Here is a 17183-nt window from a genome sequence, read left to right as displayed (position 1 = left end):
CCGCTAGGAGACGAGCCATGCCCATCGCCTCGCGCCTGCTGGCGCTCGCCCTCCTCGCCATCCTGCCAGCCAGCCTGCTGGCCCAGGACAGCTTCCCCACCCCCGACGCCGCGGCAGAAGCCTTCATCGCGGCGCTCGGTACCGAAAAGGCCGACCCCGAGCGCCTCGCGGCGCTACTGGGCAAGGACTGGCAAAGCTACATTCCCACCGCCGGCATCGACCGGGACGAAGTGGACGCCTTCCTCGCCCACTACAAGGACAAGCACCAGATCGAGAAGGACAACCCCCACCTCGCCCACCTGGTGGTCGGCAACGATCCCTGGACCCTGCCCCTGCCGATCGTCCACGAGAAGAACGGCTGGGCCTTCAATGCCAAGGCTGGCGGCGAGGAAATCCGCATCCGCCGCATCGGCCGCAACGAGGAATCGACACTGGAAGCCGTGCAGGCCTACCACGACGCGCAGATGGACTACGCCGAGGTCGACCGCAACGGCGACGGGGTACTCGAGTACGCGCAGAAGTTCGTCAGCAGCGACGGGCACCACGACGGGCTGTACTGGCCGGAGGAGGATGGCGGGGAGGAAAGCCCGCTCGGACCGCTGTTCGGCGACGAACTGCCCGGCGACGGCTGGCATGGCTACCACTACCGCATCCTCACTGCCCAGGGCCCATCGGCCCCCGGTGGCGCCTATGACTACCTGATCGGCGGCCGGATGACCCGCGGGTTCGCTCTCGTCGCCTGGCCGGTGAAGTATGGCGACAGCGGTGTCATGAGCTTCATGATCAGTCACGACGGCGAGATCTTCTCCAAGAACCTCGGGCCGGAGAGCGACAGGATCGCCAAGAAGATGAGCCGTTTCGACCCGGACAGCAGCTGGACCGAGGTCACCGCCGAGGAGGAAAAACACTGAGCGACTGAACCCGTCCGACCGCGCGGCGGTCGGACAGGGTCGGAGGACATCCGGCAGCTGCCCGGCTGCATGCGGGCGAGCGCGGGCCTGTCATGAGCCTGAAACAAATACCCTGCCAACGTGCCAACCGACTGTCGCCAGCGAAAAACCACATGATAGAATTCGGCGCGCTATTGCCTGGCGTCACCAGGCCCCGCCGGCCGGCATGCCGCGGCAGCACGGGGTGACGACCGGGGCATTTCTTCAAAGGCTTTGCGGCCACCCACTCATCAAGGCCCATGAGACTCAAGCCCACAGCCCTGCTCCTCTTCCTGAGCCTCTTCCTGCTTCCCGGCATCAGCGCCGCTGCCGGCAAGACTGTCTATGGCCTGAACGAATACGCCCGGATCAACGACCTCGGCATCGAACTGGCCGCCAAGCTCGACACCGGCGCCAAGACTGCCTCCCTCAGCGCCCGCGACATCAAGCGCTTCAAGCGCGATGGCGAAACCTGGGTGCGCTTCTACCTGGCCACCGACACCGCCGACAGCCAGCCGATCGAGAAACCCCTGGCGCGCATCAGCAAGATCAAGCGCCGCCACGGCGACTACGACCCCGACGAAGGCAAGGCCTATACCGCGCGTCCGGTCATCGAGCTTCAGCTGTGCATGGGCAAGGCCCTGCGCACCATCGAAGTGAACCTTACCGACCGCAGCGCCTTCCAATACCCGCTTCTGATCGGCTCCGACGCGCTCAAGCGCTTCGGCGCGCTGGTCGACCCGAGCCTGAAATACGCTGCCGGCAAGCCCGGCTGCCAACCCGTAGCGAAACCTGCCGAGTAATCCCATGCGCTCTCTTACCCTGCATCTGAAGGTCCTGATCGCCATCCTGCTGACGCTGGGCGTCGCGATCACCGCCTACCAGATCTTCGTCCTCGGCATCCCCATGACCGAGGCCGAGACCGACGACCTGTGGAACATCGACGCCAAGGTCGAGTTCGTCGCCACGCCGAAGACCCCGGTGAAGGTGCAGATGTTCGTACCGCCGCTGACCCAGGATTACGTCAGCCTCAATGAGAGCTTCGTCTCCAACAACTACGGCGTGGGCATCAACCGCTCCGACGGCAACCGCAAGGTCACTTGGTCGTCGCGCCGCGCCAACGGCCAGCAGACCCTCTACTACCGCCTGGTGCTGACCAAGCGCTATGCCGGCGCCAGCGAGAAGGCCAAGGAGAAGGGTCCGATCTTCCGCGACAGCCTGCCCCTGGAAGGCCCGGACAAGATCGCCGCCGAGGCCCTGATCGCGCCCATCCGCCAGCACTCGGCGGACGTCGAGACCTTCGTCAGCGAAGCCATCAAGCGCGCCAACAACCTCAACGACGATAACGTGAAACTGCTGCTGGCCGGCGACACCAGCCTGGACAAGCGCTCCCACGTGGTCGAAACCCTGCTGGCCGTGGCCCACGTGCCGCTTGAGCGCGTACACACTATCCGCCTCGTCGCCAACCAGCCGCAGCAGCCCGAGCTCTGGCTGCGCAGCTACAACGGCAAGGAATGGCTGTACTTCAACCCGGAAACCGGCGAGCGCGGGCTGCCCGCCGACCGCCTGATCTGGTGGCTGGGCGACGAGAGCCTGCTGTCCATCGAAGGTGGCAAGAAGGCCCAGGTCAGCTTCAGCCTCAACAGCAGCGAGATGAACGCCATCCGCCTGGCCAAGCTGTCGGACGAGAACACCGACGCGGCCTTCCTCGAGTACTCGCTGTACGGCCTGCCGCTGTCCACCCAGCAGACCTTCCAGATCATGATCATGATCCCCTTCGGCGTGCTGGTGATCCTGGTGCTGCGCAACCTGATCGGCCTGCAGACCCTGGGTACCTTCACCCCGGTGCTGATCGCCCTCGCCTTCCGCGAGACCGGCCTGCAGTGGGGTATCGGCCTGTTCACGGTGATCACCGCGCTGGGCCTGTCGCTACGTTCGTACCTGGAACACCTGAAATTGCAGATGCTGCCGCGCCTGTCGGTGGTGCTCACCTTCGTGGTGGTCATGATCGCCGCCATCAGCCTGCTCAGCCACAAGCTCGGCTTCGAGAGCGGCCTGTCGGTCGCCCTGTTCCCGATGGTGATCCTGACCATGAGCATCGAACGCCTGTCGATCACCTGGGAAGAGCGCGGCGCCGCCCACGCCATGAAGGCCGCCATCGGCACCCTGTTCGCCGCCGCCCTGGCGCACATCCTGATGCGCGTCCCGGAGCTGGTGTACTTCGTGTTCACCTTCCCGGCCGTACTGCTGATCCTGGTGTCGTTCATGCTGGCGATGGGTCGCTACCGCGGTTACCGCCTGACCGAACTGTTCCGCTTCAAAGCCTTTCTCAAGGACTAAGCCATGTTCGGCCTGATCAAGCGATGGAAAGCCCTGGAAGCCAAAGGCATCATGGGCATCAACCGACGCAACGCGGACTACGTGCTCAAGTACAACCAGCGGCACCTGTACCCGATCGTCGACGACAAGATCATCACCAAGCAGCGCGCCATCGAGGCGGGCATCCACGTACCGGAAATGTACGGGATCATCTCCACCGAGAAGGAGATCGAGCGGCTGCCGGAGATCATCGGCGAGCGCAGCGACTTCGTCATCAAGCCAGCGCAGGGCGCTGGCGGCGACGGCATCCTGGTGATCGCCGACCGCTTCGAGGAGCGCTACAAGACGGTCTCCGGGCGGATCATCAGCCATGAGGAAATCGAGCACCAGCTGTCGAGCATCCTCACCGGCCTGTACTCCCTGGGCGGCCACCGCGACCGCGCGCTGATCGAGTACCGCGTGACCCCGGACCAGATCTTCAAGAGCATCAGCTACGAAGGCGTGCCGGACATCCGCATCATCGTGCTGATGGGCTACCCGGTGATGGCGATGCTGCGCCTGCCGACCCGCCAGTCCAACGGCAAGGCCAACCTGCACCAGGGCGCCATCGGCGTAGGTGTGGACCTGGCCACCGGCCTGACCCTGCGCGGCACCTGGCTGAACAACAAGATCAGCAAGCACCCGGACACCACCAACGCGGTGGACGGCGTGCAACTGCCCAACTGGGACGGTTTCATGAAGCTCGCCGCCGGCTGCTACGAGCTGTGCGGCCTGGGCTACATCGGCGTGGACATGGTGCTGGACCAGGACAAGGGCCCGCTGATCCTCGAGCTCAACGCCCGCCCCGGCCTGAACATCCAGATCGCCAACGACTGCGGCCTGACCCTGCGCACCCACGCTGTCGAGGCGCATATCGCCGAGCTGGAAGCCAAGGGCGTGAAGGAGACCGTGGAAGAACGCGTGCGCTTCTCCCAGCAGCTCTTCGGCCACGTGCACCCGAAGGAAGTCTGACGCGCCCTGCCCCATGAAAAAGCCCGGCGAATGCCGGGCTTTTTCATGCCCATCGATTTTCACGGAGATGCGCCTGTAGGTTGGCAGCAGGAACCGTCGTCACCGGCCCCTGTCGATGACGTCGCGGGGGATTTCGCGGAGAAGGTCCGCTCCTACCTGAAATATCGCGCCGGGGCAGGCCCTCTCCCCCGCCCTGGCTGCGCGCCCCGCTCCGAAGGGAGAGGGGGCTATCTGAGCCGGCTGACACTGTGGTTTCAGCCGGCAGCTAACCAGTCCCCTCTCCCTTCAGGGAGAGGGTTAGGGAGAGGGCAAATCCAAGCCACGAACTATCAGAAGAAGACAATTGCTCCTGCGAAAGCCGAGCCCTGGCGCAGACCTGTAGGAGCGAGCTTGCTCGCGAACGGATTCCCAGGTCACACAGGTGTTGGGCGGTTCGCGAGCAAGCTCGCTCCTACAAGAAATCTGGCGCGAAGGGATCAGCGCACCACTGCCAGTTCGAACCCGCCCTGATCGCCGTGCTCACGCACCTTCATCCCCGCCTCGTTCACCGCCAGGTCTTCCAGCGGGCGCTTGTAGGGCTTGTTGTCGAGGGTCTGCAGGCTGCGGTCCTCGTCGGTGGTGAGCAGCAGCACGTAGCGCTCGCCCTGATTGGCGCGCACCGGCACCGTGCCTTCGATGAAGGCGTAGCGGTACCAGGTCTCCGGGTTGAGCTTGTACACCGCGTCGCTCACCAGACGGGTCGGGCGCTTGTGCTCGTCCAGGAACAACAGGGACGGATAGACCACCTGGTGGTTGGCGAAGCTGCGCACGCGCAGGCCATAGACGCGCTGGGAGCTGGGCAGCTTCATCGCGACGAAGTAGCTCTTGCCCATGGGAAAGTCGAAGCTCGGCGAGAACTTGTTCAGCTCCTCGTAGCGCGGCTCGTCGGAGGACAGCTCGGTGAAGTCGCCATCGCCCATCTGGTCGCAGCAGCGCCGCTGCAGGTCGACGTAGAGGTCGTCCAGGGTCTTGCCGCTGCCCTTGAGCAGCGCCTTCATGGCGTCGGTCTGTTCGCCCGCGCCGTCGAGCCCCGGCAGATTGTTCGGGCGCGTCTTGAGGTCGATCTGACGGCCTTCGGTGAAGGCGATATTGCTGCCGCCCTGCTCGCCCCGACGGAACATTTCGCCACGCTGCTCGGCGGTGATCGGCGAGTTGCGTACCTGGCCCTTGTCGTCCACCCAGGTGAAGTACGGGTTGCCGTTCTCGCTACGGACGAAGCCGCGGTCCTCGTAGGACTCCGCGTCGATGTATTCGGAAGAGTGATCGCCGTTGGGCAGCACATAGTCGGCGCGGCCGGGCGCAACCTGGCCGGCGGCGTAGAAGCTGTTCTGCAGGTTGCCCTGGGCGTCGACCCAGGTGAAGTAGCGGCGCTTGCTCTCCCCTGCCGGCCGGCTGCCCGGCCACTGGGTGGCGCTGAGGTCGATCAGCCGCGCGCGGTCGCTCTGGTCGATGCGCTTGTCCGCCTGGCGTTGCTGCTGGGCGTAGTTGGCGTCGACGAAGGTGTTGTGCACCTGGCCGCTGTCGTCGATCCACGACAGGTAGCGGCCGCTGGCGGCCTGCGCCGAAGCGCTCAGGCCGACGGTGGCGATGCAGGAAAGCAGGAGGGTCAGCCTGTTCATGTCGATGCCCTCAGAAAGTGGTGCGGTAGGTCATGGCGAAGACGTAGGCCTTCACCGTGGTGCTGACATCGAGGCCGGCATAGGGGTTGTAGACCAGGTTGTCGATGCCGGTGCAGTTGAGGTTGCAGCTGGTGCCCGCCTTGATGTTCTGCTTGGAGACGAAGTAGTTGAAGCCCAGGTCGATCACCGTGTCCTTGTCCCACTGGTAGCCCAGGCCCAGGCCGTAGAGGTCGGCATCGCCGATGGGCACCAGGGCGTCGGCCTTGTCCTTGGGAATCGCCGAGGGGCGGTACTCGTAGCCGGCGCGCAGCTGCAGGCGGTCGTTGACGTCGTACTGCACACCCATGGCGTAGCTCCAGGTATCCTGGTAGCCACGGTCGAGGATGATGCTGTGGTCGGTGGCGCCATTGGGCGCGAAGTTCTTGGCGATGCGCAGCAGGTCGAGCTCCTTGTCGAACTCGATTTCCAGGTTGTTCCAGTCGCTGTAGTCGGTCCACTTCAGGTCGAAGTTGAACTGCCACTTGTCGAACGGACGCACCTTGATGCCGGTGGAGAAGCTGTCCGGGTTGACCATGTTCAGCGTTGCCACGCCGTGCTCTTCCTCGGCGTTGCCGTAGGGGAACAACGGGCTGAGGAAGGCGCCGAAGATCGAGTTCTGCATGCCGGACCAGAAGCCCTGCCAGTCCTTGGTGTAGTCGACGCGGTACTTGCCCTTGAGGTGCATGCGCGACTCGCTCTGGTAGGTCGCCCCCCAGGCCAGCCAGTCGTAGGGCTCCCAGAGCACCCCCAGGTTGAAGCTGGGCGACAGGCTCTGCTGCATGTCCAGCTTGAGGTTCGCCAGCGAGTCGTAGGGGCCGATGCGCCCGCCGCAGACGTTGAACACCAGCTCGACGATTTCCTGGGCGCCGGGCACGCAGGTGGTGTCGTGCAGGGTCTGCAGCAGGCCGGTGAGCAGGCCCGGGTTGCGGAAGTCGGTATCCAGCGCCATGGCCTGGTGGGAGAAGCCGATGCTCAGGCCCACCGACAGGTCGTCGTTGACCTCGTAGCCCACCGAGGGCGAGAAGTAGGTGATGCGCTGCAGCGAGACGCGGCGGCCTTCGTAGCGCGCCGGATCGCTGTCGGAGTCGCGCGAATAGCCCAGCGCCTGGGGCGCGTAGACGTTGGTGGCGAAGGTGAACTTGGAGCCCGGCGGATTGATCGACAGGCCCGCCAGCGGCGCAACCAGCAACGGCATGTCGGTCATGCCGCCCAGGCCCGGCAGGTACATGGTCGGGGTCAGGGTACGGCTGTTCTCGCCGGCCACCGGATCGTCGTCCAGGCCGAAGGCGGAGGAGCCATAGTCCGACGGCGCCTTGAAGCCGGCGCGGATGTCCATCACCCCGGTGATCAGCTTGAGCTGGGTCTGGCGGCCCTTGAGCTTGGTCAGGGCGGCGGGGTTGTAGTGCACCGCGTCGATGCCGGTGGAGTCGGCCGTGACCGCGTTGGCCATGGCCATGGCCTTGGGGTTGCCGATGGTCAGGTCGTTGGCGAGCTGGGCATTGGCGAACGTCGCCCAGCCAAACCCTACCCCTGCCATCGCCACCGCGAGGGGCGAAATGCGCATAGTCATGTGGTGGTCGCTCGTCGGTTACTGGGCTTTGAGGCCTTGGATATCCAGGGGAAGGGAAACCCCCAGCAGTACATCCGGCGAGTCTTCGGTCAGACCGAAACCGGCGTTCACGTTGACGATGTAGTCCGGCGATGTTCGCAGGCCGAGCGAGAAGTTCATGATCGCGCTGGTCTGCTCGGGCGCCTCGACCGTGCGGTCGTTGAAGTAGTACTTGTTCTTGAACGAGTAGGCCATCTGGTAGGAGGTGGCCAGGGAGACGTCGTAGGACAACGCGTAGGCCATGCCCATGGCGAAGTTGACGGTGTCGCCCGGCACCACCTTCTCCAGCTCCTCGCCATACTGGTTCTGGTGGATGTCGTCGACCTGCATGTTGTAGGTGTAACCCAGCGAGCCGTAGAGCACGACCGGGTCGATCACGTAGGACATGTTGGCGCCGGCGCCCAGGCTGTAGAAGCCGTTGCCGGTGGACACGTCGTCCTGCACGTTGCCCTTGTACGGGCTGTCGCCGGTGGGCAGGCCGAGGGTCGCATAGAGCGTGGTGACCGGCCGACCGCGCCGCGCGGCCCAGGGCTGCCAGCGCAGGGTCGCGGAGACGTCGCCCAGGCTGTAGGCGTGGATGTCGCGCTCGGTGTCGTACTTGGCCACGAACGGCAGGCGCATGCTGAAGGTCAGGTTGTCCCAGATGCCGTAGTCGAACGTGAAGGAGTTGGTGAAGGTATGCTGCGCCTCGCTCTGGGCCAGCACACTGTAGACATTCTCGCCACTGCGCACGGCCTGCAGGCGCGTGTCGCGCATCAGGGTGTAGTCGAAGCCGTAGGTCAGCTGGCGCTCGCCCTTCTTGAGCAGGGTGTAGCTCTTCTCGGCGGCCTGGAATACCTGCTCCAGCGCCTTGGCGCTGTCGGCATCGGTGTCCTTCTTGGCCAGCGCGTCACGCGCGTCTTCGGTTGTCGCTTCTTCGGCGAAGGTGCTGGTACTTGCCAGCAAGGCCAGAGCGGCAACGCACGCAAACCCCTTGAAATCCATGTTGCTATCCCCTGGTCTTGTTCTTATTCGTCTGGGCCGATCGGGCGGTCACTTGCGCCGGATGTACTGCACATCTCCGTTGGTGGCGGCTTCGCCAATCTGGTTCTGGGTGATCTTGCTCATCTCCGGGAACTCGCGGAATGCCAGCAGGCTGACGGTCCGGTCGTCCACCAGGCGCAGGTCGGCCTCGCGCAGCTCCAGGGCGTTTTTCGGCTCCTGGCCGCTGGGGTAGATGACGAAGAGCACGTTCTGGTCCCAGATTTCCTCGAAACGGGCGCGGGTGAAACTGATGTTGCCCAAGGCAGGATCGGCAACGAAGACGTGGTCGTTGTAGACGTCGCGGACCACGACGAAATGCTTGAAGCCGGCATAGTGGATCGGCACCAGCGCCGGGTGTTCGAGCGAGTCCAGGTCGGAGAACTCGGCACGGAAGCCGCCACTCTTGTAGCCGAGTGCGGCGGCATAACGCTTCATGTCCAGAAGCGAGAACCCACGGCGCTGGACGATCTTGTCGGCCTCGCCGTACTTGATCAGGCCTTCCATGACCTGACGCTCTTCCAGGTTGCGGCCCAGGTAATAGTCCAGCAGCGTGGTCAGCGCCGCCGAGCCGCAGCTGTAGTCGTAGGCCTGGCGGATGACGTTGCGGAACTGCACCTGGCTCATCGGCTCGAGCTGGACCGACTCGCGGAAGGGTCCGTTGGGCGTGAGCGGCTGCGAGATATTCACTGTGCCCTGCTGTTGCGGCTTGGTGTCCACGGCCTGGGTGAAACCGAACAGGCCCAGCAGGCTTCCCAGCAGAATCTCGAACATCCCACCCCTCGCTTCAAATTCTGGAAGTCATTCCTGGAAGACCCTCGCCGGCAGGCGCCGGCAAGGGGTACTGCGCTGCAACCTTCGGGATCAGTGACCCCAGACCTTCACGGTCGAACCGGCCAGGTTCAGGTTGGAAACGGTCAGCGAGCCGATGCTCGCGCCGCCGGTGCCGACCTTGACCGCGTCGATGGTCACGTCGCCGGTCACGGTGGGCAGGCCGATGGCCAGTTGCTCGGTGGCAACGGCGGTGCCGCCGCCGACCGGAGTGATGTTGGTTTTCACCACGTCGACGGTCATCGGGGCGTTGTCGGCGATGGTCACGCTCGGCAGGTGGATACCCTGCAGGACCAGGGAACCGCCGTTGGTGTCGGCGTCCTTGTAGGTGACAGCGCCGATGGAGGCGTTGAAGGTACCGGAAATGCTGATGCCATCCTGGCCGGTGATACCGGACAGTGCAGCGTCATCCATGGATTTCATGTCGGCATGTGCCAGGAACGGAGCGGCCAGAACTGCGCTTGCAAGAACCAGTTGCTTGATTTTCATTGTTATAACTCTCCAGTGTTCAGGTGGGGTTGCCCCAGGCACTGCAAGGGGCGTCCTACCCCGCTGCAGGTTGACCGGCTGCTGCCGATCTTCCAGACCCCCGACTTCTTCCTTAGGCGCCGCGGGCATGGATTCGTGAAGCACGAAGCTTCGCGTCCTGATCTCCAAGCTACTGACCCGCCGTGAACCTGCCAGCCCATCCAAGGGATGGCGCAAAACCAACCGTCTGACTCAAGCTTCGCTCAACAATCCCAGACTTTTCCCCTTGAGTACCGCCTGGGTCCGACTACGCACGCCGAGCTTGGCGAACAGGTTGTGCAGATGCCACTTGATGGTGGCCTCCGACAGATGCACCGCCTGGGCGATGTCGCGGTTCGACAAGCCGGCCGCGACGAGCCGCAGGATCTCCCGCTCGCGATGGCTAACATCTTGATTTTCATCGAAACTCTCCGGATCGACGGAGAGCCTGCGGCACTGCTCGCGAAGGATTTCCGCCACCCCCTGCCAGGCCGAGGCGCGCTTGGGCTCGGCACCCTTCCAGGCTTCCCAGAGCGGCAGCAGCCACAAGGCGTCGTCCTGGAACAGGCGCCGATAGCCCAGGTTCCAGGCTTCCTCGAGGGTGGGGGCGAACAAGGCGAAGGCTTTTTCGCTGTTACCTTTCTGCCAATACGCCACAGAAAGTAACAGCGAAAGACGCAACCGCCGGTCGCGCTGATAGGGCGAGGTAAAGCCCGCCAGGCACGATTCCAGACGCTGCTGCGCACGTTCGGCGTGGCGCTCGGAAAGCGCCAGGCGCGCCTCGGCCATCACCAGCGCCGCGTGGGCATCGGCATAGCGTTCGGCGTTCAATCCGTCCAGGTGCCGCGCCAGTTGCAGGCACACGCGCTCGGCCTCGTTGGGCCGGCGCATCCACAGCAGCAACTGCACCTTGCAGCTCATGGCCAGCGCATGTACCCGCTCGTAGCCCGGCGATTGCAGCCCCACCAGCCATTCGTCGAGCTGGGCCAACCCTTGTTCGGCCTCGCCGGCGAAGAATCGCGCCTTGGCCATCACCAGCTGGCCACGGCTGATGAGTTCCACCGGGGTGGCGACGTCGCGCCAGGTGGTCGCCAGCGGCAGTTCGGCGAGGATCGCCGCGTGGCGATCCTGCTCGTACAGCAGGTCCGCGTAAGCCAGCGACAACGGCCCGCCGACCCGGCTGCGCCGGCCGAAAACCCGCTCCACACGGCTGCGCGCGCTCTCGGCGATGGTCCGCCCGCGCTCCAGCTCGCCGCGCTCCTTGCAGATCAGCGCCTCGATCATGCTGACGACGACCTGCAGGTATTCGCTGTCGGCCATGCGCAGGCAATCGCGGGCGACACCGATGGCATTGGCTGCTTCGGCGTAATCGCCCAGCAGCGCATAGGCCGCTGCCTGGATGCACGACAGGCTGGCGCGGAACACCGGCTGGTTGCCCGGCACCAGCGCCAGCCACTGGCGCGCCACCTTCAGACAGGCTTCCAGCTTGTCCTGGTAGAGCAGCACCAGCGCTTTCAACACCTGGGCCACCGCAAGGAGCTCGGCCATGCCGAAGTGGCGCACCTTGCCCTGTCCCTGCAGCAGCCGGACGCTGAGTTCTTCGATCAGCGCCTCGGCCTCGGCGAACTTCTGCTCGAAGGCCAGCTGCCAGGCATAGAAGATCTGGAACACCGGATGCTCGCGGATCACTTCGGCAGGAATGCTGCTGAGCATGCCGAGGATGCCGTAGACGCGGTTTCCGGCGATCAGCTTGGCACCCTGGCGCTCCAGCAGGTCAGCAGCGAAGGCATAGTCACGGGCACGCAGCGCGTACTTGATCGCACGGTCGGCCATGTCGCGCCCTTCGCACCAGCGCGCGGCGGCATGCAGCAACGGCGTCGGATCGGAATTGCGCGCCAGGCGGCCCTGGAGGAATTCGGCGAACAGGTGGTGGTAACGGAACCATTCGCGCTGGTCGTCCAGCGGGATGATGAACAGCTGCTCGTTCTGCAGCCGCATCAGCATGTCCAGGCCATCGCGGCGCCCGGTCAGGGCGTTGCACAGTTCGGCGCAGAACTCGTCGAGCACCGAGGTCTGGTCGAGGAACTGCTGCAGCGGTTCGGGCAGGCTGCGCAGCACGTCCTCGGCGAGGTAGTCGGCGAGGTCGCGTTCGGTGCCGGAAAGCCCCTTGAGCAGCGCCGCGCGGTCCGGGTTGCGCGCCAGCGCGAGGGCGGCGAGATGCAGCGCCGTGATCCAGCCCTCGGTGCGTTTGTGCAGCAGCTTGAGCTCGCTGTCGCTCAGGGCCAGGCCCTTGAGCCCGGTGAGGAAAGTGTCGGTTTCCTCGCGGGTCAGGCGCAGGTCGTCGCCGCTCAGGCAGAAGGCCCAGGGCGCCAGGCCCGGTTCGTCCACCAGGAAGCGCGGGCGATAGCGGGTACTGGTGACCAGGCGGATGTTGTCCGGCAGGTGCTCGATCAGGTAGCGCGCACCGTGGGCCAGCGCCGGGTGGCGGATCTGGTGGAAGTCGTCGAGCAGCAGGTAGAGCGGCCCGTCGAGGCGACGCAGGTCGGAGAGGAAGGCGTCGATGATGCCTTCCAGCGGCAGGGTCATGTCCGACTGCAGCAGGTTCGAGGTGTTGGCGCCGAAGTCCGCCTCGACGCTGCGGATGCTCGCCACCAGGTATTGCACCAGGCGCTGCGGCTCACTGTCGCCCTCGTCGCAGGACATCCAGGCGACCCGCGCGCCGCTCTCCGCCAGGCGCTGGCGGAACAGGCTGAGGATGGTGCTCTTGCCGAAGCCGGCCGGTGCGCTGAGGATCAGCACGCGCTGCTGGCGGTTGGCGTACAGGCGGTCGATCAGGGCGCGACGCGGCAGCAGTGAATCGCTGTCGGCGCGCGGCGGGAACAGCTTGGTGCGCAGCAGCGGCAGTGGCTGCTGCGGCAGTGTGGTCAGGGTCGTCATGTCAGAGCAGACTCAGCTCGCGGGCACGGCGTATCGCTTGGGTCCGATTGCGCACCTTGAGCTTCTCGTAGATGTTGTGCAGGTGCCATTTGACGGTGCCCAGGGCCAGCGACAGCTGCTGGCCGATCTCCTCGTTGGAGAGTCCCTGGGCCGCCAGGCATACCACTTCGCGCTCGCGGTCGGTCAGACCTTCCTCCAGCACCTCGGGCGACCGGCGTGCTTCCTGCCCCGGCCAGACGGTCAGCATTCCGCGAATGAAGACCTGCAGCGCGGGTTGTCGCTCGGTGGACTCCAACTGCTGGAGCAATTGGCGAATCCCCTCGCCTTCCTCGATGAAGATGCTCCGCACCCCTTCCCGCTCGGCGCCGACCAGGCATTGGCCGAGCAGGCTGTGGGAGCGTTCCTGATAGCCCAGGCGCTGGTAGCTCAGGGCCGCCAGCAGATCGAGGCGCAGCCTTTGCAGACCGTGCCACCCCGGCTGCAGCATGCCGCGCAGCTGGGTTATCTCGTGCAGCGCCTCGCTGAAGTGCCCGCGCGCCTGGAGCAGGCGCACGCGGCTGATGCCCTGGACCCAGAGCACCGGGTTGAACGGCATCTGCTTGTAGTGGCTGGCGAGCTTCGTCCAGTCGATCGCCTTGAGCCGCTGCTCGGCACGCTTGCAGCGGTCGGTGGCGGTTTCCTGGAGGATCAGGTTGATCTCCTCGCCCACCGCCATGGCGAAGAAGCGCCACGACTGGTTGCGCGAGGCCAGGGTCTGCATCAGCCCCAAGGTGGCCAGCGCCTCCTTGCCGCGCCCCTGCAGGCGCTGGATGCGCGCCAGGCACTGCATGCCCTGGGCGTACAGATCGATGGGGTTGACCACGTCTACCCGGCCCAGCGCCCAGCGCAGGCGCTCTTCCAGGCCGTCCAGTTCGGTGCGGTAGTAGGCGGTCAGCGCTTCGGCGATGGCCGGCAGCGCCAGGGCCTGGGAGCGCTTGTCGAACAGCGGCATGGCCTGTTCGCGCACTCGCTCGATGAGCATCTGCGCCTGTTTCACCTGGCCCTGCTCCAGCGCCAGCACCACCTCGATGGTGCACTGCTGCATGTGCAGGTAGCGGCCATCGAGGAAGTGATTGCGCTGTTGCGCCAGCCCCATCAGGCGCCGCGCCTGTTCCGCCTGGCCGCGGATGACCTGGGCGAAGGCGCCGATCAGCAGGATCGCGCCTTCGAGGAACGCCGAGTTCTGTCCCAGCTGGCTCTCCACCTTGCGCGCCAGGGTGATGCACTGTTCGAGGTCGTCCTTCTGCAGCGCCAGCACGGCTTTCACCGCCAGCGCGGAGAGGTACTGGTTGCCCATCGGGCCGCTGCCGCGGGAGTCGCCCCAGCGCGCCAGCAGTTCGTCGATCATGCGGTTGGCGTCGGGCAGGCTGAGCTCGGTGGCGCGGGTCCAGACGTCGCTGAGTACGAGGATCGGGTAGCGCTCGGCGATCTCGTCCGGCACGTGCTTGCGCCAGCGCGAGATCAGGTAGAGCTGGCCCCGGTTGATCAATTCCAGGCCGCAGCCGTCCACCAGCGCAGCGAGCATCTCCGGGTCCTCGGCGAGGCAGGCGTGCTCGATGGCCAGGGTCGGCATGTGGTGGTTGGTGAACCACAGGCTGGCATTGAAATGCAGTTGCTTGAAGCGCTCCGGGTCGCGCTCGCGCAGGCGCGCACGGAGGAAATCGGCGAACAGCTGGTGGAAGCGGTACCACTGGCGGTCGCGGTCCAGCGGCAGGAGGAACAACTGCATGCTGTCCAGGTGCTCCAACAGCGCCTGGCCGTCCTGGCGACCGGCCAGGGTGTTGGCCAGGTCGCCATTCAGGCGATTGGCGATGCCCAGGGACAGCAGCGCGTCCTGCACGTCGACCGGCAGGCGCTCGAACACCGCCCGCAGCAGGTAATCACCCACCGCCGCCTTGTCGCTGCTGAGCAGCTTGAGATCTTCCGGTGCTCCCGGCTGCTGGCGCAGCCACAGGCTGACCAGGTGGACCCCCGCCATCCAACCTTCGGTCTGGTTGTGCAGCGACTGCAGGCAGCTATCTTCGAGTTGCAGGCCGTCGCGCGCCAGGTATTCGCGGGTTTCCTCGCGGGACAGGCGCAACTCGTCCTGGCCTATCTCCAGCAACAGGCCCTTGGCGCGCCAGGTGGCGAGGTTCAGCGGCGGCTGGGAACGGCTGCCGATGGCCAGGGTGAGGCCGGGCGGCGCGTACTGCACCAGGCGGTTGAGGCCGGCGAAGATGTCGGAATGGGTGATCTCATGCAGGTCGTCGAGTACCAGCAGGACCTTGCGCTCGTCGCGGGAAAGATCCATCAGCAGGCTTTCCATGACCGCGACCACCGGCACGCGCATCGTATTGCGCACGTAACCCAGTGCGTCCTCGCCGGTGCCCGGCACCGCGGTGGCCAGGGCCTGGATGAGTTTCAGGCAGAACCGGCCGGGGTCGTCGTCGCCGCTCTCCAGGGAAAGCCAGGCGACCTTGTGGCCTTCGCTCGCACGCCTGCCGGCCAGCGCCGCCAACGCGGTGGTCTTGCCGAAACCGGCGGGCGCGGTGAACGACAGAACCGAGGCATAAGGATGTCGGTCCAGGGCATTCTGGACCTCGGGACGAATCAAATAATCAGCAGGCACCCGAGGGGGTGTTAATCTGGAGCGCAGAAGGCTGCCGGCTGCGGGTTCGAGCACTACATCCACGGCCTGTATCCCTATGTCATTATCGTTGTTGGTACGGAGCACTGTCCGCGTGGGATTCGACACTTCTTATCAGAATGCTTTTCCTACGTAAACTGAAGAAATAGCTCTAGGATCGACCCTTCAGCCGACCTGATCACCTCATTTACCTGCACGCTGTCACCCATGCCTGACTGTTTCCTGCACCCGCTTCCCTACCAGGAAGACCCGGGCGAACGCTTCTCCCTGATCCACCGCGCACCCGGCGCCGTACTCCTGGACGCCGGTCGACCCATTGCCACACGTGGACGCTATGACCTTCTGAGCGCCTGGCCATTGGCAGAACTGGCACCGACCGCCGACGAATCGGCCAAGAGTTTCTTTGCCCGCGCGCGAGCCGCCCTGCAGAGCCTGGGCGAGGCCAAGGTGCCGGACAATCGCCAGTTGCCATTCGTCGGCGGAATGATCGGCTATCTCGGTTATGACTTCGGCCGCCGCATCGAGCGCCTGCCCGAGCCGAACCTCGACGATCTCGCCCTGCCCGACGCTCGCCTGGGTCTGTACGGCTGGGCGCTGGTGACCGACCACGAGGAGCGCAGCAGCCAGCTGGTTTTCCACCCGTCATTGGCAACCAGCGAGCGGGAGCGCCTGATAGCGCTGTTCGAAAGCGCTGGGGATGACCAAGCGCTGCCGCCCTTCCGGCTGGCCGCCCCGTTCCGCCCGGACCTGGGCCGCGAGCAGTACCGCGAGGCGCTGGAGCGTGTGCACGGCTACATCCTCGCCGGCGACTGCTACCAGGTGAACTACACCCAGCGCTTCCGCGCGCCCTGCAGCGGATCGCCCTGGCTGGCCTACCGCGCCCTGCGCGAAGCCTGTCCTACGCCGTTTGCCGGGTATCTGGCATTGCCTGAAGGCGCCGTCCTCAGCCTGTCGCCGGAGCGATTCATCCAGCTTCATGGCAGACAGGTGGAAACCCGTCCGATCAAGGGCACGCGCCCGCGCGGCGACACGCCCGAGACTGACCAGGCCAACGCCGATGCGCTGCTCGCCAGCGAGAAGGACCGCGCTGAAAACCTGATGATCGTCGACCTGCTGCGCAACGACCTGGGCCGCAGCTGCCGCCCCGGCAGCGTGCGCGTGCCCGAACTGTTCGCCGTGGAGACCTACCCCAACGTCCACCACCTGGTCAGCAGCGTGCGTGGCGACCTGGCGGACGACAAGGACGCGCTGGACCTGCTCGAAGGCAGCTTCCCCGGCGGCTCCATCACCGGCGCACCGAAGGTCCGCGCCATGCAGATCATCGACGAACTGGAGCCGACCCGGCGCAGCATCTACTGCGGCAGCCTGCTCTACCTCGACGTGCGCGGCGAGATGGACAGCTCCATCGCCATCCGCACCGTGCTGGTGAAGGACGGCCAGGCGAGTTGCTGGGCCGGCGGCGGCATCGTCGCCGACTCCAACTGGGAGGAGGAATACGAGGAATCGCTGACCAAGGTGGGCGTGCTGCTGCGGACACTGGAAGGCCTCTAACAGGAATCCTGTAGGAGCGAGCTTGCTCGCGAACAGATTTCCCGCCCACATCGGTGTTTGGGGGGTAGCCGGCAAGCGCCAGTCGATTATAAACAACTCCCACCCCC

Annotated in this window: 12 protein-coding genes; 5 read left to right on the top strand and 7 right to left on the bottom strand. The window is 65.3% G+C overall.

What is annotated here, in order from left to right:
* Window positions 1-17: 17 nt before the first annotated feature.
* The 4 genes from ACCC94_RS18720 (at window position 18) to ACCC94_RS18705 (ending at window position 4259) form a co-directional block, all read left to right on the top strand.
* On the top strand, window positions 18-911 hold the full coding sequence (locus ACCC94_RS18720) for a DUF2950 domain-containing protein (RefSeq protein WP_413351001.1): 894 nt from the start codon (window positions 18-20) through the stop codon (window positions 909-911).
* Between the two features lie 278 nt (window positions 912-1189).
* The gene (locus tag ACCC94_RS18715; RefSeq protein WP_413351000.1) at window positions 1190-1732 is read left to right on the top strand and encodes an ATP-dependent zinc protease; all 543 of its coding nucleotides are present in this window, start codon (window positions 1190-1192) and stop codon (window positions 1730-1732) included.
* A 4-nt stretch (window positions 1733-1736) separates the two neighbouring features.
* The gene (locus ACCC94_RS18710; RefSeq protein ID WP_413350999.1) at window positions 1737-3269 is read left to right on the top strand and encodes an inactive transglutaminase family protein; all 1533 of its coding nucleotides are present in this window, start codon (window positions 1737-1739) and stop codon (window positions 3267-3269) included.
* A gap of 3 nt (window positions 3270-3272) precedes the next feature.
* Window positions 3273-4259: an alpha-L-glutamate ligase-like protein gene (locus ACCC94_RS18705; RefSeq protein ID WP_024765708.1), complete on the top strand. Its 987-nt coding sequence runs from the start codon at window positions 3273-3275 to the stop codon at window positions 4257-4259.
* Window positions 4260-4735: 476 nt separating this feature from the next.
* Here the strand turns inward: ACCC94_RS18705 and ACCC94_RS18700 are convergent, their stop codons facing one another.
* The 7 genes from ACCC94_RS18700 to ACCC94_RS18670 form a co-directional block, all read right to left on the bottom strand.
* Window positions 4736-5917 carry a MalM family protein gene (locus tag ACCC94_RS18700; protein WP_413350998.1) on the bottom strand — a complete coding sequence of 394 codons (1182 nt, stop codon included), beginning with the start codon at window positions 5915-5917 and terminating at the stop codon, window positions 4736-4738.
* A 10-nt stretch (window positions 5918-5927) separates the two neighbouring features.
* The gene (locus ACCC94_RS18695; RefSeq protein ID WP_413350997.1) at window positions 5928-7526 is read right to left on the bottom strand and encodes an outer membrane protein transport protein; all 1599 of its coding nucleotides are present in this window, start codon (window positions 7524-7526) and stop codon (window positions 5928-5930) included.
* An 18-nt stretch (window positions 7527-7544) separates the two neighbouring features.
* Window positions 7545-8549 carry a transporter gene (locus ACCC94_RS18690; RefSeq protein WP_413350996.1) on the bottom strand — a complete coding sequence of 335 codons (1005 nt, stop codon included), beginning with the start codon at window positions 8547-8549 and terminating at the stop codon, window positions 7545-7547.
* A gap of 48 nt (window positions 8550-8597) precedes the next feature.
* Entirely contained in the window at window positions 8598-9359 is a 762-nt protein-coding gene (locus ACCC94_RS18685; RefSeq protein WP_236174481.1) for a C39 family peptidase, read from the bottom strand.
* 90 nt (window positions 9360-9449) lie between these two features.
* Window positions 9450-9905, bottom strand: coding sequence for a DUF6160 family protein (locus ACCC94_RS18680; protein ID WP_017516894.1), 456 nt, complete (start codon window positions 9903-9905; stop codon window positions 9450-9452).
* Window positions 9906-10136: 231 nt separating this feature from the next.
* A complete protein-coding gene (locus tag ACCC94_RS18675; protein WP_413350995.1) occupies window positions 10137-12860 on the bottom strand; it encodes a LuxR C-terminal-related transcriptional regulator in 2724 nt (907 codons plus the stop codon).
* A 1-nt stretch (window position 12861) separates the two neighbouring features.
* Window positions 12862-15570, bottom strand: coding sequence for a LuxR C-terminal-related transcriptional regulator (locus tag ACCC94_RS18670; RefSeq protein WP_413350994.1), 2709 nt, complete (start codon window positions 15568-15570; stop codon window positions 12862-12864).
* 162 nt (window positions 15571-15732) lie between these two features.
* Here ACCC94_RS18670 and pabB point away from each other — a divergent pair, with 162 nt between their 5' ends.
* The gene (gene pabB, locus ACCC94_RS18665; protein WP_413350993.1) at window positions 15733-17076 is read left to right on the top strand and encodes an aminodeoxychorismate synthase component I; all 1344 of its coding nucleotides are present in this window, start codon (window positions 15733-15735) and stop codon (window positions 17074-17076) included.
* Window positions 17077-17183 lie beyond the last annotated feature (107 nt).

The sequence above is a fragment of the Pseudomonas sp. Pseusp97 genome, assembly GCF_047304025.1.
Lineage (GTDB): Bacteria > Pseudomonadota > Gammaproteobacteria > Pseudomonadales > Pseudomonadaceae > Pseudomonas.
This window is presented reverse-complemented; position numbering and strand designations above follow the sequence as displayed.

Coding starts and splice junctions, on each gene's coding strand:
- pabB (WP_413350993.1), top strand. CDS start 15,733: ATGCCTGACTGTTTCCTGCACCCGCTTCCCTACCAGGAAGACCCGGGC.
- ACCC94_RS18715 (WP_413351000.1), top strand. CDS start 1,190: ATGAGACTCAAGCCCACAGCCCTGCTCCTCTTCCTGAGCCTCTTCCTG.
- ACCC94_RS18675 (WP_413350995.1), bottom strand. CDS start 12,860: ATGACGACCCTGACCACACTGCCGCAGCAGCCACTGCCGCTGCTGCGC.
- ACCC94_RS18710 (WP_413350999.1), top strand. CDS start 1,737: ATGCGCTCTCTTACCCTGCATCTGAAGGTCCTGATCGCCATCCTGCTG.
- ACCC94_RS18690 (WP_413350996.1), bottom strand. CDS start 8,549: ATGGATTTCAAGGGGTTTGCGTGCGTTGCCGCTCTGGCCTTGCTGGCA.
- ACCC94_RS18695 (WP_413350997.1), bottom strand. CDS start 7,526: ATGACTATGCGCATTTCGCCCCTCGCGGTGGCGATGGCAGGGGTAGGG.
- ACCC94_RS18720 (WP_413351001.1), top strand. CDS start 18: ATGCCCATCGCCTCGCGCCTGCTGGCGCTCGCCCTCCTCGCCATCCTG.
- ACCC94_RS18685 (WP_236174481.1), bottom strand. CDS start 9,359: ATGTTCGAGATTCTGCTGGGAAGCCTGCTGGGCCTGTTCGGTTTCACC.
- ACCC94_RS18680 (WP_017516894.1), bottom strand. CDS start 9,905: ATGAAAATCAAGCAACTGGTTCTTGCAAGCGCAGTTCTGGCCGCTCCG.
- ACCC94_RS18705 (WP_024765708.1), top strand. CDS start 3,273: ATGTTCGGCCTGATCAAGCGATGGAAAGCCCTGGAAGCCAAAGGCATC.
- ACCC94_RS18700 (WP_413350998.1), bottom strand. CDS start 5,917: ATGAACAGGCTGACCCTCCTGCTTTCCTGCATCGCCACCGTCGGCCTG.